Below are 21658 nucleotides of genomic sequence, written 5' to 3'. Positions count from 1 at the left end.
TACAGATCGTTGCTCAGATTTTGTTGAATTTTATCATAAGGATTTCCTGTTTCAATATTACAACATTCGTTTTACTTAAAAAAAATTTTTGTTGTAGAGATGATAAAAAATTGTGTTGAAAAACTAAATACAGTAGCTTTAGGTGGCAACACTAAACCAGGATCACATACCATTTTCCAACGCCTCCATGCGGATAAAAACCTTTAAAATATGGCTAATGCTGCTTCTGCAGTTATGTTATTATTGCTATGCAAAAGCGCAGCAGCAGTACTATACAGACAGCATGGTGCAACGATACGCTACAGATACGTTTTCGATGCAACGGAAAAGCGGGCCATTCCTGGTGAAGTTTTCAAAGCTCCCGGATGAACGGCAACTGCGGCAATTGGGACTTATGCAACCGATTTCCCGTTATCATTATATATTACAACATGCGCCAAACGATAGTACTATTCTGTATTGTTACAGCGCGGGGTATAATTTCAAAGCAAGTATTCACCTGTTACAGCAACTGGAAAAAACAACTGCACAGGATAGCATCCTCATACAGGTATCATACATGCCTTCAGAAAAACAACTGGCATATGCACGGGTACAGTCGTACTCCACCCAATACCATGTGGCTGTAGTAAAGGTCAAAAAGCAGGACTGGCCCTCGTTTATCAGTCAGCCGGTTATACAGTTTGCAGACCTTATCCGGCGCCCCTCTCCTGAAATCATTATCAATACCGGCAACATGGTATTGAACAGGATCACATTTGCACAACAGCAGTTTCCCCTTATCACAGGCGAGCGTGTAACCGTTTCCGTTAAAGAGGATATATTTGATACAACAGACATCGATTTACAGGGACGGTACATTCCATCTTCCTATAATTCTACGCTTAAAACCGCCCACGCCCTGATCATGGCCACGCTGATTGGCGGTGCGGGCAACAGCGGCGCCGGCGGCAAAGGTGCCGCGCCCGGGGTAAAGCTCAGTTCATCTGATTACAACAGCAGTTTATTCCCTGATGAAGACGCTTACTATCATCAATCCGGTGCCACCGTGCAAAACCATTCCTATGGTACCGACATCGAAAACTATTATGGTGCAGAAGCAGCGGCTTACGATCAGCAGATCTATACATCAGATACCATCGTGCATGTATATTCTTCCGGTAATATTGGAACGTCGCCCGCGGCAGGCGGCCGTTACCAGGGCATTGCCGGCTACGCTAATTTATCCGGCAATTTCAAGCAGGCAAAAAATATCCTTGTAGCCGGCGGTACTGATGATGCCACCCGGCTAATGGGCCTCAGCTCCAAAGGCCCTGCTTATGATGGCCGTATAGTGCCGCATGTTACTGCATATGGTGAAGACGGCACTTCCGGTGCCGCAGCGCTTACCAGCGGCGTAATGGCCCTGTTGCAGGATACCTGGCGCATGCTGCATGGCAGCGCCGCCCCCTCTGCCCTTCTTAAAGCGGTGATTATTAACAGTGCATCGCGGGCGACAGATGTACATCCGTCGTTTAGCAGCGGATATGGCAGCCTCCATGCCTTCGCTGCCATAAAAACGATACAGGATAACCGGTTGTTGCAGGGCAATGTAAGCAACCATACAGCTGCCACCTTCAATATCGCCATTCCGGAGGGCATACAGGAAGTAAAAGTAACCTTGTGCTGGAATGATCCGCCAGCCGCAGTAAACGCCGTTAAAGCGCTTATAAACGATCTTGATATCACCGCCACTACTTCCGATGGTAAATCGTGGCAGCCCTGGATACTGAGCACCTATCCATCGGCCGATTCCCTGAAGCTGCCCGCAACGCGCGGCAGGGACAGCATCAACAATACAGAACAGATCAGCATTGAACATCCCGCAGCGGGCAATATGCGGATAAGCGTATCCGGCGCACAGGTGACAGCTGGTACACAATCTTTTTACCTGGCCTATGAAATGATTCCTGCCAGCACTTTCCAGTGGCAAAACCCTGCAAACGGCGCTGTAACGGCCGCCGGCAAGCTACTGCCACTGCAATGGCAAACTACGTATAAGGGTAACAGTGATCTCTTCTACAGCAGCGACAGTGGCCATACCTGGCTGCCTGTTGTGCAGAACATTGCAGTGGAAAACGGGCAATATAAATGGGTGGCGCCGGATATTTTCGGTCCGGTGATACTGAAACTAACGTTAACGGATACCTCGTTTATCAGCCCAACCCTGTATGTTTCACCGCTGCTCACCATGCGCGCAGGATTCAATTGTACAGATACGGTGCTGCTATACTGGAACGGGCTGCCCGGCGCTGCAGCTTACCAGTTGTACACCATGGGCAATACAGAACTGACGCCTTACCGGCAGGTACGCGATACCTTCATCTTCATTCCCAAAGCAACCGCTTCATCGCTATATTTTGCGGTAAGCCCTGTTGCCCCCGCCGGGTGGACCGGCCTTCGCAGCTATGCCGTTAACTATACACAACAGGGCGTTGGATGCTATGTACAAACCCTGCTGGCTGATCCTACCACCGACAATAAAGTGGCGTTATCCCTTACACTCGGAAGCACCTGGCAGCTGCAAACGGTTTACTGGGAACGGTTAACCCGGGAAGGCTGGGTAACGCTGGAGCAACAGCCTGTTGGCAACGCTATGAACTTTAATTATCTCGACAACAGCGCGCCGGAAGGATTGCTGCGCTATCGTGTAAAACTACTTACCAGCAGCGGACAGGCTATTTATGCGGATCCTGTAACAGTAACCATTATTGCAGATAACCATATCCTGCTTTTTCCAAACCCTGTGAGCAACCAGTTCACTGTTCTGGATGGCACCATGCGCAGCCGCAGGCTGGTGATCACAGATATGAGCGGACGGATAGTATTGCAGCGAAACCTGGAAGCCACCCAGGAAACAGTAGAAGTGCAGCGTTTGGCGAATGGTATTTATAACTGTAGTATTTATGCAGATAATAAACGGATCTATTCCACACAAGTGGTGAAACAGAACTAGCGGCTGCAGGCATGCGAAAATTCCGGTGGTAGCTGTATTTCTTGCGCTGGGATGGCCTGCAATGGTACCATTAGCCTTGCGATTGCAGATACCGGCGTATTAACTACTACCGCATCAAAAACAGGCAGCGATGCCGGCATCCGGATTTATCCCAACCCTGTAAGCAACGAGTTTACAATTACCCTACTGGGATTCAGGAACAACACCAACGTACAGATAATGATCTATAACAACCAGGGCGCACCGGTACATATGCGGGATATGCAGAAAAACAGGACTGCCACTTTACGGGCGAAAAGACTGGAGTACCACACCTGGTGTGTATTATTTGCGGGCAAGCGGCAGCAATCAAACGGCCACCGAAAAACTCATCATCACAGATTAATGATCCATTAAAACAAAACAGCTGCTCCGGTAAACCGGAACAGCTGTTTCTATACTTACAATGAGGTAAAAATTACAGGTGAATTGCTTCGCCGTAAGCTACTTCTATAGCGTCTTTTACAGATTCGCTCATAGTTGGGTGAGGGTGGATGGAATCCAGCACCTCCTGGTAAGTAGTTTCCAGCTTACGCGCTACCACTGTTTCAGCGATGATTTCAGTAACGTTAGCACCAATCATGTGCGTGCCTAACCACTCGCCGTATTTAGCGTCGAAGATCACTTTTACAAAACCTTCAGTAGCGCCGGCTGCAGAAGCTTTACCGGAAGCAGAGAAGGGGAATTTCCCCACTTTCACTTCGTAACCGGCTTCTTTTGCCGCTTTTTCAGTATAACCTACAGAAGCAATTTCAGGTGCGCAATAAGTACAGCCCGGAATGTTCATGTAGTCCAGTGGCTCTGGTTTGTGCGCATATTTCTTTTCATTGTATGCGATGGCTTCCACGCAAACGATACCTTCTTTGGAAGCTACGTGTGCAAGCGCCTGGCCGGGAACCATATCACCGATAGCGTAAACGCCCGGGATATTTGTCTGGTAATATTTATCTACCAGTACACGGCCCTTGTCGGTTTTGATACCCAATCCTTCCAGGCCGATGTTTTCAATATTGGCAGCGATACCTACCGCGCTCAGTACCACATCTGCTTCCAGGGTGATTTCGCCGGTCTGGGTTTTTACTTTTGCCTTTACACCGTTACCACTTGCTTCCACTGCTTCCACAGAGGAGTTGGTCATGATCTCGATGCCTTTCTTTTTGTATATTTTTTCCAGTTCTTTGGAGATATCCTCATCTTCCACCGGTACGATGCGTGGGAGGAACTCAACGATGGTTACTTTAGTGCCCAGGGTAGCGTAGAAGTAAGCAAATTCAACGCCGATAGCGCCGGAACCCACAACGATCATGGATTTAGGCTGCTGTGGGAGCACCATGGCTTCACGGTAGCCGATCACTTTCTTACCATCAATTTTCAGGTTAGGCAGTTCACGTGCACGTGCGCCTGTAGCCAGAATAATATGTTTTGCTTCGTGTACAGTGGCTTTACCATCTTTATCGGTCACTTCCACCTGGCCTTTGGATTTTACCTTTCCATTGCCCATTAACACGTCGATCTTATTTTTCTTCATGAGGAACTGAACGCCCCTGCTCATTTTATCGGCAACACCGCGACTACGTTTGATCACCGCTTCAAAATCCACCTTTGCATCACTTACAGTGATACCATAATCTTTTGAATGCTGCGTATATTCAAAAACCTGTGCCGTTTTTAACAAAGCCTTCGTTGGAATACAGCCCCAGTTTAAACAGATACCACCCAGACTCTCTCTTTCAACTACTGCAGTTTTAAATCCCAGCTGAGAAGCACGGATAGCAGCCACATATCCGCCGGGCCCACTACCAATTACGATTACGTCGTATGCCATATTGTTTAATTTTAAATTGAACTTGCCAAAGGTAAATAAATAAGCAGAAAGCACAAAGCCTATTGCAAAAAGCCACCGGAGCGGAAACAACGGCGGTAATTTGTTGTATTTACCGCGGTTATCTGCGCTCCGGTGGCCTTTATAATGAAAATCTTATACTAGCGGAGATCTACCACTTCCACGCCGGGATAGTTCTTGGCGTCAAAAGTAAAGGTAGCATCGCTCAGGTTGGTATTTGGTGTGAAATTGGTGATTTCGTAGGTATAATGATTGCCATTCTTCTCAAACACCTTCATTTTGGCAATGCTCTGGCTCTTTTTATCTACGGAAACAATCACTTTAAAAATGTTCTTGGATTTATCTGTAGGCGTAAGCTCTATATTCTGTAATACCTTTCCTTTTTCAGTACTTTCAGGTTCCAGTTTATACAGGTAATCCTTGTCGTAGAAGTTGGTGAACAGTTTGGCCGGTGTCATGGCGCCACTGCTCTGATCCACGTTATTTACGGTTACTTCATTCACATCTTTCGCATATGTCCAGGAGGTTTTGTTATCACTGATAATTTCCTGTCCGGGCAGTGTTACTTTATATTTGGCCCCTTTAAGATAAACGATCCCTTTTTTAGAATCAGTTACACTGTTATTGGCGCCTTCTATCTTTAATACAAAATTAGCGACTACTGTTTTTAATGATTTGAATTTATTACTAACACCATCCAGAACGGTTTTTGCCTTTGGATCTGAAGCGCCCCTGGATTGTGCCATGCCGCTGAAAATAATACCACTCAACAACATTCCGGTTAATACAAATTTCTTCATCGTAGTTTTTTTTAGTTTGTGCTATCCAACAAAGACAAATGCCATGCCGGTATAGCCGTGTAGGTTTTTACAGGGTGCAAAATTGATCATATTTCCTGAAAAAGGGTAATAAATTCAGGCGGCTTTAACATATTATAACAAATTATTAAGGATTTCGTTCAGCTCGCTTTCCGTTTTTACCAGCACATCCCTGGCCTTGCTCCCCATGTTAGGGCCCACTATATTGGCGGCTTCCAGCTGATCCATAAGACGTCCGGCCCGGTTATACCCGAGCTTCATCCTGCGTTGCAGCAGCGAAGTGGAGCCCTGCTGGGTGGAAACAATCACCTGGGCAGCCTCTTCAAACAGCGGATCCCTGTCTGCAATACTCAGCTCACGGCCATCCGGGTCTTTATCATCCACATATTCCGGCAGCAGGAAGGCATCAGGATAGCCCTTCTGGTTACCGATAAATTCAGCAACGCTTTCCACTTCCGGCGTATCCACAAAGGCGCATTGCAAACGCACCAGCTCCCCGTTGAAGGAAACCAGCATATCCCCCTGCCCTATCAGCTGCTCGGCGCCGCCGATATCCAGGATAGTACGGGAATCTATTTTGGAAGATACCTTAAAGGCTACACGGGCCGGGAAGTTGGCCTTGATAGTACCGGTAATAATGTTTACAGACGGGCGCTGCGTGGCAATGATCAGGTGGATACCCACGGCACGGGCCAGCTGGGCCAAACGGGCAATTGGCATCTCCACTTCCTTGCCCGCTGTCATGATCAGATCCGCAAACTCATCCACCACCAGCACAATGAACGGCAGGTAACGGTGGCCTTTCAGCGGGTTCAAACGGCGCTGGGTGAATTTATTATTGTATTCACGGATATTACGGGTACCGGCTTCCTTGAGCAGGTCGTAACGCAGGTCCATTTCAATACAAAGCGCATTCAGGGTATGAATTACCTTCTTCGTATCGGTAATAATAGCGTCGTCCTCGCCTGGTAATTTAGCCAGGAAATGCTTCTCAATAAGCTTGTACAGCGACAGCTCCACTTTCTTCGGATCCACCAGCACAAACTTCAGCTGTGACGGATGCTTTTTGTACAGCAAAGATACCAGCAAAGTGTTGATACCAACGGATTTACCCTGACCGGTAGCACCTGCCATCAGGAGGTGTGGCATTTTCGCCAGGTCGGCAATGAAGTTTTCGTTGTCGATCTTTTTGCCGATGGCAATAGGCAGGTCCATGGTACTGGTCTGGAACTTTTCCGAAGCCAGCATATTTTTGAGAGATACGATGGTCTTCTTCACATTAGGTACCTCAATACCAATGGTGCCTTTTCCTGGAATAGGCGCAATGATACGGATCCCCAGGGCCGACAGGCTCAATGCGATATCGTCTTCCAGGTTTTTTATACGGGAGATACGAACACCGGCAGCCGGTACAATTTCGTACAGGGTAACGGTAGGCCCTACGGTGGCGCTGATCTTCTGGATAGAAATATCGTAATTCTTCAGGGTATCAATGATCTGGTTCTTATTCTTTTCCAGTTCTGAGGTATCCTGTACAATCACTTTATCTGCATTATGATTCTCCAGCAGGTCCAGCGTCGGGAATTTGTAATCCCTCAGGTCCAGCGACGGATCGTAAGGATCCACCGGTTCCACCGGCCTTACCGGCGCTATTTCTTCCACTTCATCTTCCTCGTCCTGGTAAGTAGGTTTTATTTCGAAGGTCACTTCTACCGGCTCCCCTTTCTTTTTGCCTGTGGGGGCCAGTGGTTGCTCAGGTGTTTCTTCTATATACAGCAATGGTCCCGGGTCTTCCTCCTCCTCTTCTTCTTCCTCAACCGGAAGCTCGTTTTCATAGGAAGGCTCCGGTGTTTCCTGTGGCAGGTAGGCAGCGTGTGCGGATGGGATCACGGTAATGTCTTCCCTTTCCACCAGTTGCATGGGCGGCAGCTCCTCGCCTTCTTCCTCTTCTGCATGGGGAGGGATCACCATTACGCCGCCTTCTTCGCGGAGGCCATTCCTGCGCGGGTCTTCCTTTGAAGCGGCAGGTGCGGCTGCCGCAGTGGCAGGCTGCATTACAGGGGCGGCCGGCGCCGCTGCGGGAACGGGCTTTGGCGGTTTCACCTTTTTCTCCGGCCATTTAAAGTCGAAATTGAATTTCCAGATAAGCCAGGAGAGGCCCACCACGAGCAACAGCAGCGCTGTTCCCGTTTTACCTACAAAACCGGTGGTCCATTTGTTCAGCGCATCGCCCAGGGCGCCGCCCCAGGGGAAATCACCACCGCCCACGGCAAAGGCCATGGTCATACTGATAAACAGCAACCCGAACAGGATATATTTTATGCTGCGCCAGATACGGAATACCCGGCGGCCTACGATGAAATTTACACCGATAATAAAAAAGAAGTAACAGAACAGGTAAGCCGCAATACCTACTCCATAAAAGAAGAAGTTATGCGACACATAAGCGCCCAGGCGGCCGAGCAGGTTATCTACTTTTACATCTCCAAAAAATAATTCCCTGGTAGAATAATGGAAAATTTTATCCTGGTCATCTTCCCAGGTAAAAAGATAGGAAGTGAAAGCTATAAAACAATAAACAGACAGTAAAAGGAAGAACACGCCCAGTACTTTGTGAGTGCGTTCATCTTTCACCAGCTCTTTCACCTTTACCTCGGGCTCCTTGTCCTTTTTCAGTACATCAGGATTCGCTGCGGGGGCTTTAGGTGGTTTTTTGCTTTCCGGTTTTTCAGTTTTCAGTTTATTCTTGGACATATTATAATTTCAGATTTGGGACTACCTGTCCTCCTGCGGCGGCAGCTGTAAGATCCAGTGTGCCATAAACGCGGGGACCAGGGGATCAATGGTTTGCTCCAGCTCTCCATATTCGTTCACTTCACATGTTTTGCAGCGTTGAAACAAATGATTTAATCCATCAAACTTACGGATTGTTGTGAGCAGATTACCATTTTCGTTCAATGCGCGTTCAATTTCTTTCAGATTTGCGTTGGCCTCCACCTGTATATCTGCCGTACCGTTGATCGCCATAAACGGACATTTGATCTGTTTGAGGTAGGTCAGCGGCTTGTATCTTAATAACGATATAGTTTCGGGTCTCATAACGGATGCCCGTACCAGTTCATCTTCTGTTTGTCCTTTCTTAACGTCTTCACTTGAATTACGGTATATATTCCGCAAAATTTCCTGCGCTTTGGGCGTTACGACAGCAATATCGCTGTCGCTTGCCAGCAGGTCCCAGTACGGTTTCATGCGTGCCTGGTCTGCCAGGATCAGGCTATCCGATTTACCGGCCATTTTTCCTTTGGCAGCCGATTGCTGGTCTATCAGTTCCCGGCCGCTCACGCCCACACCTGCCATCGATATTACAAAAGCCACCGCCGGATTGTTTGCTGCTGTGATCTGCGCTACCACGGCCCCTTCACTATGCCCCAGTAAGCCTATACGCGCAGGATCCACATCCTTCCTCGTTTTCAGATACTTCAACGCTGTGAGGGCATCGTGCGAAAAATCATAGATATCAGAAGTGTCAAAATCCCCGGTAGAACCGGCAAAGCCCCTGTCGTCGTAACGAAGGGAGGCAATACCATTCCGTGCAAAATAATCGGCCAGTACAAGGAACAGCTTGTGACCGGCTATTTCCTCGTTCCTGTCCTGCGGGCCTGAGCCAGACAGCATCAGTACCACCGGGTATTTGCCCTGCGCAGCGGGGCGGGTAAACGTTCCGGCGAGGGTAACACTGTCTTTTACGTTATTGAACTTTACCTGTTCCGTGTAATACGGGAACGGTGGTTTAGGCTCCTGTGGCCTTTTATACATTTCGGCAGCAGTAATTTCTTTCCGGCCAAGGTCTGAATGACTTTGATCATCTGCAAAACCCGTAATACCCCTGAATTGATTCACAGCAGGATCCCATACGCCGGTAAAAGAAAAACGTAATGCATCAATACGCAGCAGCAGGGTGTCTTTCCGGTATACCACCGTTTCCAGTTCGAAATAATCGTTGTCCGACATCTCCGGCAGCTGGAGGGTACCCTTATAGCCTGTCCCGTCTTTCTGCAGATCAATGATCATACGGTATTTATCGCCGTAATAAAGTTTGAAGGTGCCATACCATTTACCGGCAATATTTGCATTATCCTGTGCCATCGTCACTGAACCGGTCAGTAAAATCACTATCAACACCCATAAACGGCTATACATATAGAAGACTGCTTTATGCTTTTAACTTTAAAATACCTGCCAGCAGGCAGATCCAGCCGGCTATAAAAAATACGCCGCCAATGGGCGTAATAATACCGATACCTCTTAAACCTACGTTGCCGGTAGCTTTAAGCATGGTGAGCAGGTACAGTGAGCCGGAGAACAACAGGATTCCTATAATAAAGCATCTGCCTGCCCATACCAGCTGGCTGCCGGGCACATGAGCAAATAAGATGCCGGTAGCAATTAATGCGAATACATGATAGAACTGGTAAGTAACGCCCGTCTGAAAAGTAGATACGGTTTCAGGAGGCACCAGCTCTTTCAGTTTATGCGCGCCAAATGCGCCTAAAACCACTGCCAATGCGCCTAATACCGCTGCCCAAACTAAAAAACTCTTATGCATATCAGAAATTTTGCGTAAAGGTATCCAATGAAATATTATCCGATGTAATTATATGCCTTGACTGTTGGTAGAAAGGGAGTCGCTCCGCCATCTTCTTTTCCACAAATCCCACCAGGTCCTCATCTTCCAGGTCAGCAATCAGCGGCCGTTTGGATTTTTTGCGCTGCAGGCGCTCAACCATGGTTTCCACGGAAGGATTGATCCACACGGTAGTGCCATGTTCATTCATAAAATCCATGTTCTCCTGGAAACAGGGCGTTCCTCCCCCGCAGGAGATGAGGAAGTTATCCTGTTTGGATAACTCCCGCAGCAGCTGGCTTTCCTTCTCACGGAAATAATCTTCTCCTTTGGTAGCAAAGATATCGGCAATTGCCATTTCTTCCGCTTCTACAATCACCTCATCCAGGTCGTAGTAAGGCAGTTGCCAGTGATCTGCCAGTTGCTTGCCCCAATAGGATTTTCCGGCACCCATAAAACCGAGTAAATAAATCTTCATAAATAACGCGACAGTGCTTAATAAAATCTTTCCTCACGCAGGATGAGTCCATGCCAGGCATAGGTCATTTTCCATAATATATTGCAAATATAAACGGGTATTTGTATCCTGTTTGTTAAAATCGGCAGTGATGAAACCGGCATGCTGAAAAACAAAGGGATGCAGTTTCATATTCTCTTTAAAATCAACGCTTCCCCGGCCATGCCATTTAAACATCGCTTCTTTGGCGCTCCAGCAGATCGTTTTATGCGACAGCTCATGCGCAGGATCAATAAACGACCTTTCTGCCGGCGACAGGAACTTATGCGACACCAACTCTATTTTAGGCTTCACCTCTTCAATATCGATGCCTACCGCAGCTTTGGTGCTTACAATAGCAGCGGCATAATCAGCGCAATGAGAAATGGAAAAATGATGACTTTCACAGGCCAGTACAGGTTTCCGGCTATTGGTGACCATAATTTCCTTAACGGGAAACTCCGGAAAAAGCGTTACCAGCAAATATCTGCCCGCAAAATGCTGCAGGCGTTTATGCGGATGGTGAATAGCCCGGCTGATATTCACCTTCTCCTGGAAAAAGCTTTCCGTTTCTGTTATCTTCCATACACCCAGCTTCGTTTCCGGATCAATTTGTATCGTTCGTATTAATGGCATATCTTGCCAAATTAAAGCAAAAAAGCAGAAAAACAGCTTTTGGCAACAGGTCTTTAACTAAATGCCAACAGCTGAAAATAAATAGCTAACAATACAGCTCACTAAAACTAAACGAACCTAAGCATGATTCTGTCAGACAAACGGATATTGGAGGAAATTGAAAAAGGCACTATCGTCATTGCTCCCTATGACCGGAAATATCTGGGTACCAATTCCTATGATGTACACCTGGGTAAATACCTGGCTACCTACAAAGACCGTGTGCTGGATGCGCGCAAGCACAATGAAATCGATCATTTCGAGATCCCGGAGGAAGGGTTTGTATTGCAGCCCGGCACCCTTTACCTCGGCGTAACAGAGGAATATACCGAAACGCATGCACATGTTCCGTTCCTGGAAGGTAAATCCAGTACTGGCCGGCTGGGTATCGACATTCATGCCACTGCCGGTAAGGGCGATGTAGGCTTCTGCAACACCTGGACCCTGGAAATTTCCTGTGCACAACCTGTACGCATATACGCAGGAATGCCGGTAGGTCAGCTGATCTACTTCGTGGTAGAAGGCGAAGTGGAAACTTTCTACAATAAAAAAGGAAACGCCAAATACAATGGCCGCACGGTAAAACCGGTGGAAAGCATGATGTGGCGGAATGAATTTTAATAAAAGCAATGGTCAGCAATAGCCAATGGCTAACTGCTGACCACTATTTTCAGTTCGTGCGCTTCTGCACTGGTAGGCACTTCCAGCTTCCTGATCAACCGCTCCATCGCTGCCGCCGGCACTACTGCTTCCCGCTGCCGGTTTTGCTGCAACAACTTCGCCGCCGGCACTTCCACATATACAATCGTTACTGCCGCCCCATACGCTATAAAAAGACTGATCAGTTGTTCCCTCATCTGTTTTGTGATGTTGGTAGCGTTCCACACAAAGGATTTTTTTTCCCGGAGATATATCCTGGCTTGTTCCTTTGCGGCCTGGATCACCGTGCCATTGCCACTTTTATCGGTAGGGCTTATTTTCATGGTTTGCCGGATATTATCCAGGGAGATGACCGGCAGTTGCTGATAATGCCGACGGATGTAGGTGTCCTTTCCTGCGCCCGGCAGGCCGCTCATCAGAATCACCGGCGTTTGCAGCGTTTCAAAAGGCACATAGTCCGGCGAGCCGCCCGTTTTGAGCAGGTACTCCATCCGGGCCTGAGGGTTGGCAAACGGACGTGGCTGGCCCCAGCAGTTGTTTTCCCTGCACAGTTCTTCGAAGCAATCCAGCCGGTACAGCAGGTCCGCCTGGTCGGTGCAGATACGGCCCAGCGCATCGGCACGTGCCAGCAACGCCAGCAGCCGCGTATTCACTTCCAGGCTGGCCGTGATCAGCGCTTTCTGCGGATCTGGTTTTTCAAAGATCCAGAGCGGCAGGCCATGGTACCTCACCAGTTTGGCGATCTGTTCACGTACAGGAAAGGGCGCCGGCACTTCCCGGTAAAGGATCTGCCGGGCGCGTACTTCGCCTTTGCGGGCATGGCCTGCAGAGGTGATAGCGCCATTGGGCTCAATAACAGTGGTGCTGTACTTTTCCACATCATGCAGCAACGCCGCAGCCCACATCAGCTCCTGGTCCGCCGCCGTCAGTTCTTTATACCCTTGTAATTGCTGCAGGGCCTCCAGTACCATCTGCGTGTGTACGGCCACGTTACCCTCTGCATGGTGCCGTGCATCCTGCGGCACTTCCTGCATTACCCGCACCCATTCAAATGTATGTTCGAGGTGCCTCCAATCTTTATTTTCAATGAGCTGCCACATAATTACCTCCTTCGTTGTTTAACCTGGCACGGCGCCAATTACGGGTCCAGTGCCGGTCTGTTTTTACATGCCCCTTACGCACATATTTAAACAGGTTATCTGCAAAATCGCTCACGGCATAGCCATTCGCATTGCGGGATACGATACCCTCCATCGTAGCCGGCAGGCCGGTATGCACATCATGCGGATCAAAAGCGCCGGGACCATTCACCAGTGAAAGCAGATCCTCTTCAAAGTCGCGGCGTACAGCCGGCGGCGTTATTCGCTTGATTTCCGGCACCAGGGGCAGGCCAAGCATAGCCGCATAAAAACCGGTTTCTTCCCAACTGAGCCACTGATCGCCTTCCCGGATGCCAAACACATAAAAGTGATGATCCAGGTTATGATATTCAATGGAGTGCACAGCGTAGAGGTTCTCAAGAAAGATCTCCAGATCTCCCAGGTCGTTCTTTATAATTTGCCAGTAACGGCGGATACTTTCCGTCCACGGAGAAGTAGTGGGCGCTGCATGAGAGCGCGCAAATACCCCGTAGCGGGATAAACAATTATTTTCACCGTCCAGTTTTTCCGTGTGGATCAGCACCGGTATCTGCTGCAGCGAATCCCAGTATTCATGCCGGATACGGTCATCGCTTGTAGTACCGGGTGAAAACGGATAATGCCAGGTACGGCCATATTTCTGAGAAATTGCCATGTTATCAGGGTTTAAATTAAACAATAGTTTCACAGGCCTGTTCCAGGAAGGAACGGCGAAAGGAATAAGTTAATATGCCTGTGACATTACATGGCGCAAGTGTTTGCAGTTTAATTAATGAGCCGCAAAAGTAAAGAAAATAATTAAATAGTATATTACACAGGCTTTTGAAAAAACAACAATAATCCTCTGCGATGAAAAAACTCCTCCTTTGCGCTACTGCTGCTGCTACGCTTGCAGCCTGCAACAACGGCAACAGCAGCAGCACCCAAACCAGTAGTACCGACAGTACGCTGAACAATACCTTCAGTAAATACCAGGAACATTTTATCGACGCCCTCTGGAAAGAGAACCCCGACTGGGCTACCAGTGTAGGTTATCATAAGTATGATTCCGTGCTGGTGGTACCCGACAGCGCAGCAACCGCAGCCCGCCTGGCATTTGCACAGCAGCAGCTGGATTCGCTGAAGTCATACGACCTTGCTTCGCTGAGCGACGCCAATAAAATTGATTACCAGCTGATACAGAATTACCTGGAATCAGTACAATGGAGCATTAAGGAACAGAAGAGCAGTGAATGGGATCCATCTTCCTATAACGTAAGTAACACGTTTGCCTTTATCCTGAACGAAAACTACGCTCCCCTGGAAACAAGGCTGCGCAGCTTTGGCAGCAGGTTGCAGAACATCCCGGCTTATTATGAAGCCGCAAAAAAACAGATCAAGGATCCCGTACCGGAGCTTACTTCACTGGCTATAGATCAGAACAACGGCGGCTTATCGGTATTTGAAAAAGACTTTGCAGATTCCCTGAAGAAAACCAGCATTCCGGCAGCAGAGCAGGCGGCTATGCTGGCCAGTGCAAAAACGGCTACCAGGACAATCCGTGAGTATACCTCATGGCTGAAAGCACTGAAACCGGAGCATCCGCGCAGCTTCCGTTTAGGTAAAGCATTGTACGATCAGAAATTCAAATACGACATACAATCGTCCTTTACCGCAGGGCAGATCTACGATTCAGCCATTGCACGCAAGGCGTTTGTACATGGCGAAATGACAAAGATCAGCCGGCAGTTATGGCCGAAATATTTTGGCAATACGCCTATGCCTGCCGATTCACTGGAACTTATAGGCCGCATGATCGATACACTATCTGTACAACATGTGAAGCCGGAAGAATTCCAGTTGGCCATAGAAAAACAGTTGCCTGCGCTCATCGCATTTATCAAGGGAAAAGACCTGTTATACATTGATCCGTCCAAGCCGCTGGTAGTGCGTAAAGAACCTGCTTACATGGCGGGTGTGGCGGGTGCATCTATCAGTGCGCCCGGCCCCTACGACAAAGGCGGCAATACCTACTACAACGTAGGCAGCCTGGAAGGATGGCCAAAAGATAAAGCAGAAAGTTACCTGCGTGAATACAATCATTATATCCTCCAGATCCTGGATATCCATGAGGCGATCCCAGGCCATTATACACAGCTGGTGTATGCCAATCAATCACCCAGCCTGATTAAGTCGCTCATGAGCAATGGCGCTATGATTGAAGGATGGGCCGTATACACTGAGCAGATGATGCTTGAAAACGGTTATGGAAACAATGCACCTGAAATGTGGCTGATGTGGTACAAGTGGAACCTGCGCACGGTATGTAATACCATCCTGGATTACAGTGTGCATGTAAAAGATATGAGTAAGGAAGATGCCATTCATCTGCTTACCAAAGAAGCCTTCCAGCAGGCCGCAGAAGCAGAAGGTAAATGGAAAAGGGTAAGTGTAACAAGCGTGCAGCTCACCAGCTATTTCACCGGTTACAAGGAAATCATTGACCTGCGCGAAGCCTACAAACAAAAGCAGGGCAAGGATTACAACCTGAAAACATTTAACGAAAAATTCCTGAGCTATGGCAGCGCACCGGTGAAATATATCCGCCAGCTGATGCTTTAAGCGGACGGAGTTTGTCGCGGAAAAATGGTACCCGATTTGCCTTACCAGCTGTAAACGCCTTTATATGAGTAAGCGATCATTATCTGTACTGGCTGTCTTCCTGTTGTTTGTGGCGGCAAGCTGTGTGCCGCCAAGAAGACCACCCCGGCCACCGAAGCCGCCACGTCCGCATCATCACGTTATTTTGCCTTCTTCGCTCCCGGCCGGTGTTGCAGCAGGTGGAGGATCTTATTCAGTTTAACGGGATCATTGATGTAGGGCGACAGGTCAAACAGTTCTACTTTCCGGAAGGCCACCGGGTGACTTTCACTCTGCAGGGAAATGGAGCCTTCGGTCAGCAGTTTGCCTTCCTGTAACAGCCCGGGTTGCGGATTGGATACAGCACCGCCACCCATCTGCGGTTTATTGTATACAATAACGGTATCTCCTTCCACAATGTGTTTGATCACAGAGTCGCGCAATACGAGGGCTTCCGCGTGTACCCATACATCGCCATGATAGGTTTTGGAAGTGGAGCTGATGCAATGGTCTGTAATAAGTTTTCCATTCATTACCACATTAGTGCCAGGGGTGCAGAGATTTGCAGTAGAACGGGGATCTTTTCCATTGCCGCCCAGGAGTTGTTCTTCCAGGGAGATGGGAAAATTCTGGTTCTTGGTCATGGTAGCTGCGGTTTGCCCGTGAAGCATGATACCACTGTTGCGGAAGGCCCATCCGGGGCCGCCTTTCACCTGTTCTCCCGTGAATTTGTATTCCACTACTACCAGGTAAGCGGAGAAATTCTTTTTATAGAAGATGTGCCCGTATTGTTCTTTAAACTCGTCGTATTGATCATAGCTTACTTTCAGCATGCCGCTGTCTACCCGGAAGGTGTTGCCGTAGTTATCGTTCAGGTTATGCCCGGTTATTTTGATGTCCCAGTCTTTCAGGTCCTTGCCATTAAAGAGTTTCAGCCATTTATTAGGGGCAATTTCCTTTTGCGCTGAGCTTTGAAGGCCGGCCAGCAGCAGTAACGCGGTCAATACTTTTTTCATGTATTCTTTTATTTAAAGGGTTAAGATACCCCTTCGCCCAGAGAAATGCAAGACGCATCTGGCATATAATTCGTTAAAACAGCTGAAACTGACGTACTTTCTTATGCAAACACTATTACGTTTACCTTTCCTTTTCTGGGTATTGGTGGCCCCAGTCGTTTACGGACAGGAGAATAACAACTGGCAGCAGGTGCTGGAGCAGCAGTTACAGGTATTGGAATCTGCAGAACCCGCAGCATGGCCACCCAGGATAGACACGCTTATTGCGCTGGTGGAGGCGCATCCGGAGGAATGGCTCCTACAATATTACGCCGGCTGGGCAGCTACACAGTTATCGTTCAAATCAGATAAAAAAGAGGCCGAGGCATTATGCCAGGAAGCCGGGCCTTTTGTAAAGAAGGCGTTGCAAATGCAGCCAGGTAATACCGAAACACTGGCATTGATGGGCTACTGGCTGTCGGCCAGGATCAACGCCTCCCCATCCCGTGGAGCTTCCCTGGGCGCGCAAAGCAGGAGTTATGCAGAAAAGGCGATAGTGGCCGATTCCACCAACCCCAGGGCCTGGCTGGTAAAAGCACTGAATATCTATTACACCCCGGCTATTTTCGGCGGCGGTAAGCAACGGGCCAAACCCACTGTTGATATTACGGCGGCCAGGTTTGCTGCATTCAAACCAGATAGTGCATTGGCGCCTAACTGGGGACAACAGATTTTTAATGTGTTGATGGCTTCCTACCGGTGAAAAATGTTTCTCCGGTTCCCTGTAGCTTATGCCGCCGGGAAAATATTATTTATGCCACTGTGTAAGAAATTACGCACCGTGACAGATGTGCCACAGGATCATAATTATTATTTTAATATTTATCTTACTAAATATCAATAAATTATTACATTTTTAATAAAAGTGCAGGGTTTTAGCTGTAAGTTCCCCAAACTGTATATATGAGTTCCTTAACACAACAACTTCAATTGCAAGATCCACAACAACCAAAAGCAGGGTCCTTATATGATAGCTCTAATATCATCAATGTTACACCCGAGGGCAGGATTGTGTCCATTTTCACCGGCGCATGGCTGGTAGGCAATGCGATCAGCAAGGTAGACAAATCGCCCATATCCAGCCTCTTTAAACTGCTGGGAGCCGGTTACCTGTTGTACAGGGGAATCAGCGGCAACGACCTGATAAACGGCCTTCTCGGCAAGCGGAAACCCGACAGGCATACTGCCTCTGTAAATATCAGGACTACTGTTTCCATTGATAATCCAAAGGAAGAAGTATATTATTTCTGGCGGCAGCTGAACAACCTGCCAGTATTTATGAAGCATTTGCAGTCGGTAGAGGAAACAGATCCGTTCCATTCCCATTGGGTAGTAAAAGGGCCGGGAGGCATTGGTACACTTGAGTGGGACGCTGAAATTGTGAAAGAGGTACCGGGAGAACTGATTGGCTGGCGGTCATTGCCGGGATCTTCCATCGCTACGGCGGGCAGGGTTACTTTCCGCGAGGCCTTTAATGGCGGAACTGAAATTGATGTGATGATCACCTACCGGCCACCAGCGGGTTATGTAGGCTCAGGCCTGGCCTGGCTGTTAAATCCGGCGTTTGAAAATATGCTGGTGAAAGATATCAAGCGTTTTAAAAACTATATGGAAACCGGCGAGATCCTTAAATAATTTGAGAGAAGAAGGAAGCGGAGATAATGAACTATCTGTTTATTATCTCCGCTTTTTTTATGTAATCCATCATTATGATAATGCTTCCCTTCTGAACCTGTTGTATACGCCCTGGCTCTTATTGATCAATTTGAGCACCCTTTGGCGTACATCGTCCTGCAAACCGGTTATTTCATGTTCGAATACTTCTTTCAGATCAGATAAATCCTCTCCTCCTTTTCCAACCAGGCCGTTGATCTTATGACGCCAGTCGTCCGCCTTTGTTTTAATTTTTTTGCGTGTTTTATCACCACTATCGGGGGCGGTCAATAATCCGATCACCAAACCGGTAGTTAAGCCGGCTATAGCACCTGCAAGAAATTTCGTTGTAGACATAGTTTCTGGATTTTAATGGTTTAACAAATGATCGGTGTGCATGGTTCATTCACACTGCAAAGCTTAATTTTTCAAATATCAGGCCATTAAAAACCGGGAGAGAAGATCCGATCATAAGGAAATGTTATAGTAAGATTGGAGAGGGAAGAAAACCACCTGCTAAGGGAGAGTAAATGTACCAGTATCAATATCGTGAAAAATCGAAGGAACGCTATCCAGGACAACATCAGAGTTGACATTGTCCCGGCAGGTGGATAAGATAAGCGTATTAGATAATGGAATTTATAAAAGGTCAAACGGAGCAGTAAAATAATTACATTCTGGTATTTTTCAAACCTTTTTGAAAGAAATGAAATAATAAATTTTATTAAAAAGTGAATCCTCCCCGGAAAGCAAATACCAGAGAGGATTCGTGTGTTCCGGCACAATATTATACAATTATCTCATATCTTCTATATAATATCTTTTTAGCCCGAATATCTGAAAAACACCAGGTATGAAACGGAATGTTAACAGGAAAATAATTTGTCTGACTCAGGATCATAATCCTGAATCAGACAAGATCTGCGTAGCTGATACCTGGCGGTAGCTTAACTTTTGCTTATGTCTGACTCAGCCCGTGCATTTAACGTGGATCAGAGGTGGACATGATCTGTACTACTTTGCATCAAGCATATTGGAAACCAGGCGGTTAAAGTCGGCCTGGAATTGCTCATAATGCTCACCTGTTCCGGGACCTGAAAAGCCGGTATGTACTTCCTGTACGTTCCCTTTTTTATCTATGAAGATGGTGGTAGGAAAGCCTTTGATACCGGTAAGCTGCGGGAGCGTTTTCTCTCCTTTTTCAGGATCGGCGGGCGTTACACCGGTGATCAGTACCGGATAGCGCACATCAAAGCGTTTCAGGAAGCCTTCCAGCGCGCGTTTGGACTTGTCGAAGTCCGTAGTGCGTTCATAGGCGAGCCCTATCACTTCCACGCCGCGGTCTTTGTTCTTCTCGTACCATTTGCTGAGGAAGCCGGTTTCGTCCATGCAATTGGGGCACCAGGAACCCATGAGAGTAATGATGACCACTTTATTTTTGAAGCGGTCGTCTTTGATGCTTACTTTATTGCCATTAAGATCAGGAAAGCTGAAATCCAGTTGCTGCTGGCCTGGTTTCATAGTGGCAATGGTCCTTTCATCCTGGAGTTTGGCGGTATCATTTTTCACGGCGGTCCAGTATTCCAGCCCGTCGCCGATGCCGGCAAAGAAACGGCCGCCGGTGATGCTGTCTTTCTCCACGCGGGCCGTAAAGAGGTAGGCATGGGAGCCATCGAAGGTGGAAAGACGGAGACTATCGCCGTCTACTACCCCGTCGAGGAAGCGGTAATCGCCGGTGGTGGTGAGGAAAGTACCGTGTACGGTGTTGCCGGATTGTTTGAACTCGCCGATAGCGGTGGACGGTTCTTTGTCTTTATCCTTTGAAGATACGAACCGGGTTACCCAGCGGCCGGACACGTTGGCTGTGGCCGGTGTGTTAACCGGGAAGCGTTCTGATTTACCTGCTATAGCGGAGAATGGAATGCTTACATCCTTATCGGCCAGGTGCCTGATCCAGAGGCCTTCTGCGGCGCTGTCGGAGCTAAGCTTTGCCTTGAATTCCGAATCAAAGAAAGGCATTTTGATCAGGAGTGAATCGCCTGTTACGGTCACTTCATCTACCAGTAATTTATCTGTTGCATTAAGTACATAGAGTACTTTTTTGCCGGCGGTATCTTTTACTTCAAAATTGAAAACAATGTCTGCCCCGTCGTTGCGGTGAAGTTTTGCCTGCCACACACCATTGGCAAGACTTTTAGCAGTATGACCGGTATTGCAGGCGGTGAAAGCCAGGCCCATACCTGCCATGAAGATGGATAATTTTCTCATAAGATTACAATTTTGAATAGTTCCTTTCTCCAAAGAGCAGGCTGCCGATACGTACCAGGGTGCTACCCTCCTGCAGGGCGAGGTGATAGTCGGCGCTCATACCAATGGACAGTTCTTTAAAATACGGTTCGTTATTAAAATAAGTGGTTTTAACAGATCCGAATAATTCGTGGAGCTGGTGGAACTCTTCGCGGATCTGTGTTTCATTGGTAGTATTGGTGGCCATGCCCATCATTCCGGCAATGCGCACCTGTGTAAAAGCAGATGGGTTGGCCTGGTAAGTTTGTAACAGTTGCTGTAACTCCTCTGCATCCATACCAAACTTTGTTTCTTCTGCCGCAATATGTACCTGTAACAGGCAGTGAATGACCCGTTGATGTTTGGCGGCTTGTTTATTGATTTCCTGCAGTAGTTTTAAACTATCTACTGCATGAATGGTATGTACAAACGGCGCGATGAACTTAACCTTATTGGATTGCAAGTGACCAATAAAATGCCATTCTATGTCGGCTGGTAAAAGCGTTTGTTTTTCAGTTAGTTCCTGTACGTAGTTTTCCCCGAAGATCCTTTGTCCTGCTGCATAGAACGCAGCAATATCCTCTGCCGGTTTCGTTTTTGAAACGGCCACCAGCCGGGCATGGAATGGTTTTAGCCGGCTAAGTACTTCGTGGTATGCTTCTAAATTGATTGCCATCGCGCAAAGATACGCGGATTTTGTCTGACTCAGGATTAAACTGATTACGCTGATTACCCTGAGTCAGACAACATCCGCCG

At 47.8% G+C, this 21658-nt stretch carries 19 protein-coding genes; 6 read left to right on the top strand and 13 right to left on the bottom strand.

What is annotated here, in order from left to right; all coding sequences use genetic code 11:
* Positions 1–217: 217 nt before the first annotated feature.
* Together FN124_RS25250 and FN124_RS25245 are read left to right on the top strand one after the other, a co-directional pair.
* Entirely contained in the window at positions 218–2995 is a 2778-nt protein-coding gene (locus FN124_RS25250; protein WP_185937369.1) for a S8 family serine peptidase, read from the top strand.
* 51 nt (positions 2996–3046) lie between these two features.
* Positions 3047–3391, top strand: a complete 345-nt coding sequence (locus tag FN124_RS25245; protein ID WP_142687578.1) for a T9SS type A sorting domain-containing protein — start codon at positions 3047–3049, stop codon at positions 3389–3391.
* A gap of 61 nt (positions 3392–3452) precedes the next feature.
* On the opposite strand, the gene lpdA is transcribed toward FN124_RS25245, so the two are convergent.
* The 7 genes from lpdA to FN124_RS25210 all read right to left on the bottom strand — a co-directional run bounded on the left by lpdA (position 3453) and on the right by FN124_RS25210 (position 11451).
* Positions 3453–4859 (bottom strand): dihydrolipoyl dehydrogenase, encoded by a 1407-nt coding sequence (gene lpdA, locus FN124_RS25240; RefSeq protein ID WP_142687577.1) that lies wholly within the window; start codon positions 4857–4859, stop codon positions 3453–3455.
* 158 nt (positions 4860–5017) lie between these two features.
* Entirely contained in the window at positions 5018–5677 is a 660-nt protein-coding gene (gene lolA1, locus FN124_RS25235; protein WP_142687576.1) for an outer membrane lipoprotein periplasmic chaperone LolA1, read from the bottom strand.
* Positions 5678–5809: 132 nt separating this feature from the next.
* Positions 5810–8449 carry a DNA translocase FtsK gene (locus FN124_RS25230; RefSeq protein WP_142687575.1) on the bottom strand — a complete coding sequence of 880 codons (2640 nt, stop codon included), beginning with the start codon at positions 8447–8449 and terminating at the stop codon, positions 5810–5812.
* 21 nt (positions 8450–8470) lie between these two features.
* Complete coding sequence (locus FN124_RS25225) at positions 8471–9895, bottom strand: alpha/beta hydrolase family protein (RefSeq protein WP_142687574.1); 1425 nt, start codon at positions 9893–9895, stop codon at positions 8471–8473.
* Positions 9896–9908: 13 nt separating this feature from the next.
* Positions 9909–10301 (bottom strand): DUF423 domain-containing protein, encoded by a 393-nt coding sequence (locus FN124_RS25220; RefSeq protein ID WP_142687573.1) that lies wholly within the window; start codon positions 10299–10301, stop codon positions 9909–9911.
* A 1-nt stretch (position 10302) separates the two neighbouring features.
* Positions 10303–10797 (bottom strand): shikimate kinase, encoded by a 495-nt coding sequence (locus FN124_RS25215; RefSeq protein ID WP_142687572.1) that lies wholly within the window; start codon positions 10795–10797, stop codon positions 10303–10305.
* Positions 10798–10830: 33 nt separating this feature from the next.
* On the bottom strand, positions 10831–11451 hold the full coding sequence (locus FN124_RS25210) for a 4'-phosphopantetheinyl transferase family protein (protein ID WP_142687571.1): 621 nt from the start codon (positions 11449–11451) through the stop codon (positions 10831–10833).
* 123 nt (positions 11452–11574) lie between these two features.
* On the opposite strand from FN124_RS25210, the gene dcd reads away from it, so the two are divergent.
* A complete protein-coding gene (dcd, locus tag FN124_RS25205; protein WP_142687570.1) occupies positions 11575–12111 on the top strand; it encodes a dCTP deaminase in 537 nt (178 codons plus the stop codon).
* A 29-nt stretch (positions 12112–12140) separates the two neighbouring features.
* On the opposite strand, the gene FN124_RS25200 is transcribed toward dcd, so the two are convergent.
* Together FN124_RS25200 and FN124_RS25195 are read right to left on the bottom strand one after the other, a co-directional pair.
* Complete coding sequence (locus tag FN124_RS25200) at positions 12141–13250, bottom strand: AAA family ATPase (protein WP_142687569.1); 1110 nt, start codon at positions 13248–13250, stop codon at positions 12141–12143.
* Complete coding sequence (locus tag FN124_RS25195; RefSeq protein WP_142687568.1) at positions 13234–13944, bottom strand: RNA ligase family protein; 711 nt, start codon at positions 13942–13944, stop codon at positions 13234–13236. The genes FN124_RS25200 and FN124_RS25195 overlap by 17 nt, the downstream gene beginning before the upstream one ends.
* Positions 13945–14138: 194 nt before the next feature.
* On the opposite strand from FN124_RS25195, the gene FN124_RS25190 reads away from it, so the two are divergent.
* Positions 14139–15890 carry a DUF885 domain-containing protein gene (locus FN124_RS25190; RefSeq protein WP_142687567.1) on the top strand — a complete coding sequence of 584 codons (1752 nt, stop codon included), beginning with the start codon at positions 14139–14141 and terminating at the stop codon, positions 15888–15890.
* Between the two features lie 179 nt (positions 15891–16069).
* On the opposite strand, the gene FN124_RS25185 is transcribed toward FN124_RS25190, so the two are convergent.
* Positions 16070–16924, bottom strand: coding sequence for a 3-keto-disaccharide hydrolase (locus FN124_RS25185; RefSeq protein ID WP_142687566.1), 855 nt, complete (start codon positions 16922–16924; stop codon positions 16070–16072).
* A gap of 103 nt (positions 16925–17027) precedes the next feature.
* Here FN124_RS25185 and FN124_RS25180 point away from each other — a divergent pair, with 103 nt between their 5' ends.
* Both FN124_RS25180 and FN124_RS25175 read left to right on the top strand, forming a co-directional pair.
* Positions 17028–17666: a hypothetical protein gene (locus FN124_RS25180; RefSeq protein WP_142687565.1), complete on the top strand. Its 639-nt coding sequence runs from the start codon at positions 17028–17030 to the stop codon at positions 17664–17666.
* A gap of 200 nt (positions 17667–17866) precedes the next feature.
* The gene (locus FN124_RS25175; RefSeq protein ID WP_142687564.1) at positions 17867–18598 is read left to right on the top strand and encodes an SRPBCC family protein; all 732 of its coding nucleotides are present in this window, start codon (positions 17867–17869) and stop codon (positions 18596–18598) included.
* 72 nt (positions 18599–18670) lie between these two features.
* Here FN124_RS25175 and FN124_RS25170 read toward each other — a convergent pair whose 3' ends face one another.
* The 3 genes from FN124_RS25170 to FN124_RS25160 form a co-directional block, all read right to left on the bottom strand.
* The gene (locus tag FN124_RS25170) at positions 18671–18973 is read right to left on the bottom strand and encodes a YtxH domain-containing protein (protein WP_142687563.1); all 303 of its coding nucleotides are present in this window, start codon (positions 18971–18973) and stop codon (positions 18671–18673) included.
* Between the two features lie 657 nt (positions 18974–19630).
* On the bottom strand, positions 19631–20884 hold the full coding sequence (locus FN124_RS25165) for a TlpA disulfide reductase family protein (RefSeq protein ID WP_142687562.1): 1254 nt from the start codon (positions 20882–20884) through the stop codon (positions 19631–19633).
* A gap of 4 nt (positions 20885–20888) precedes the next feature.
* Entirely contained in the window at positions 20889–21578 is a 690-nt protein-coding gene (locus FN124_RS25160; RefSeq protein ID WP_142687561.1) for a YggS family pyridoxal phosphate-dependent enzyme, read from the bottom strand.
* Positions 21579–21658 lie beyond the last annotated feature (80 nt).

It is taken from the genome of Chitinophaga polysaccharea (genome assembly GCF_902150045.1).
Lineage (GTDB): Bacteria > Bacteroidota > Bacteroidia > Chitinophagales > Chitinophagaceae > Chitinophaga > Chitinophaga polysaccharea_A.
This window is presented reverse-complemented; position numbering and strand designations above follow the sequence as displayed.

What these genes read in the sequence shown, in the direction of transcription:
- FN124_RS25170 (WP_142687563.1), bottom strand. Translation starts at nt 18,973, where the DNA reads ATGTCTACAACGAAATTTCTTGCAGGTGCTATAGCCGGCTTAACTACC.
- FN124_RS25250 (WP_185937369.1), top strand. Translation starts at nt 218, where the DNA reads ATGCTGCTTCTGCAGTTATGTTATTATTGCTATGCAAAAGCGCAGCAG.
- FN124_RS25220 (WP_142687573.1), bottom strand. Translation starts at nt 10,301, where the DNA reads ATGCATAAGAGTTTTTTAGTTTGGGCAGCGGTATTAGGCGCATTGGCA.
- FN124_RS25185 (WP_142687566.1), bottom strand. Translation starts at nt 16,924, where the DNA reads ATGAAAAAAGTATTGACCGCGTTACTGCTGCTGGCCGGCCTTCAAAGC.
- dcd (WP_142687570.1), top strand. Translation starts at nt 11,575, where the DNA reads ATGATTCTGTCAGACAAACGGATATTGGAGGAAATTGAAAAAGGCACT.
- FN124_RS25245 (WP_142687578.1), top strand. Translation starts at nt 3,047, where the DNA reads ATGGCCTGCAATGGTACCATTAGCCTTGCGATTGCAGATACCGGCGTA.
- FN124_RS25180 (WP_142687565.1), top strand. Translation starts at nt 17,028, where the DNA reads ATGCAAACACTATTACGTTTACCTTTCCTTTTCTGGGTATTGGTGGCC.
- FN124_RS25230 (WP_142687575.1), bottom strand. Translation starts at nt 8,449, where the DNA reads ATGTCCAAGAATAAACTGAAAACTGAAAAACCGGAAAGCAAAAAACCA.
- FN124_RS25215 (WP_142687572.1), bottom strand. Translation starts at nt 10,797, where the DNA reads ATGAAGATTTATTTACTCGGTTTTATGGGTGCCGGAAAATCCTATTGG.
- FN124_RS25225 (WP_142687574.1), bottom strand. Translation starts at nt 9,895, where the DNA reads ATGTATAGCCGTTTATGGGTGTTGATAGTGATTTTACTGACCGGTTCA.
- FN124_RS25190 (WP_142687567.1), top strand. Translation starts at nt 14,139, where the DNA reads ATGAAAAAACTCCTCCTTTGCGCTACTGCTGCTGCTACGCTTGCAGCC.
- FN124_RS25175 (WP_142687564.1), top strand. Translation starts at nt 17,867, where the DNA reads ATGAGTTCCTTAACACAACAACTTCAATTGCAAGATCCACAACAACCA.
- lolA1 (WP_142687576.1), bottom strand. Translation starts at nt 5,677, where the DNA reads ATGAAGAAATTTGTATTAACCGGAATGTTGTTGAGTGGTATTATTTTC.
- FN124_RS25195 (WP_142687568.1), bottom strand. Translation starts at nt 13,944, where the DNA reads ATGGCAATTTCTCAGAAATATGGCCGTACCTGGCATTATCCGTTTTCA.
- FN124_RS25210 (WP_142687571.1), bottom strand. Translation starts at nt 11,451, where the DNA reads ATGCCATTAATACGAACGATACAAATTGATCCGGAAACGAAGCTGGGT.
- FN124_RS25200 (WP_142687569.1), bottom strand. Translation starts at nt 13,250, where the DNA reads ATGTGGCAGCTCATTGAAAATAAAGATTGGAGGCACCTCGAACATACA.
- lpdA (WP_142687577.1), bottom strand. Translation starts at nt 4,859, where the DNA reads ATGGCATACGACGTAATCGTAATTGGTAGTGGGCCCGGCGGATATGTG.
- FN124_RS25165 (WP_142687562.1), bottom strand. Translation starts at nt 20,884, where the DNA reads ATGAGAAAATTATCCATCTTCATGGCAGGTATGGGCCTGGCTTTCACC.
- FN124_RS25160 (WP_142687561.1), bottom strand. Translation starts at nt 21,578, where the DNA reads ATGGCAATCAATTTAGAAGCATACCACGAAGTACTTAGCCGGCTAAAA.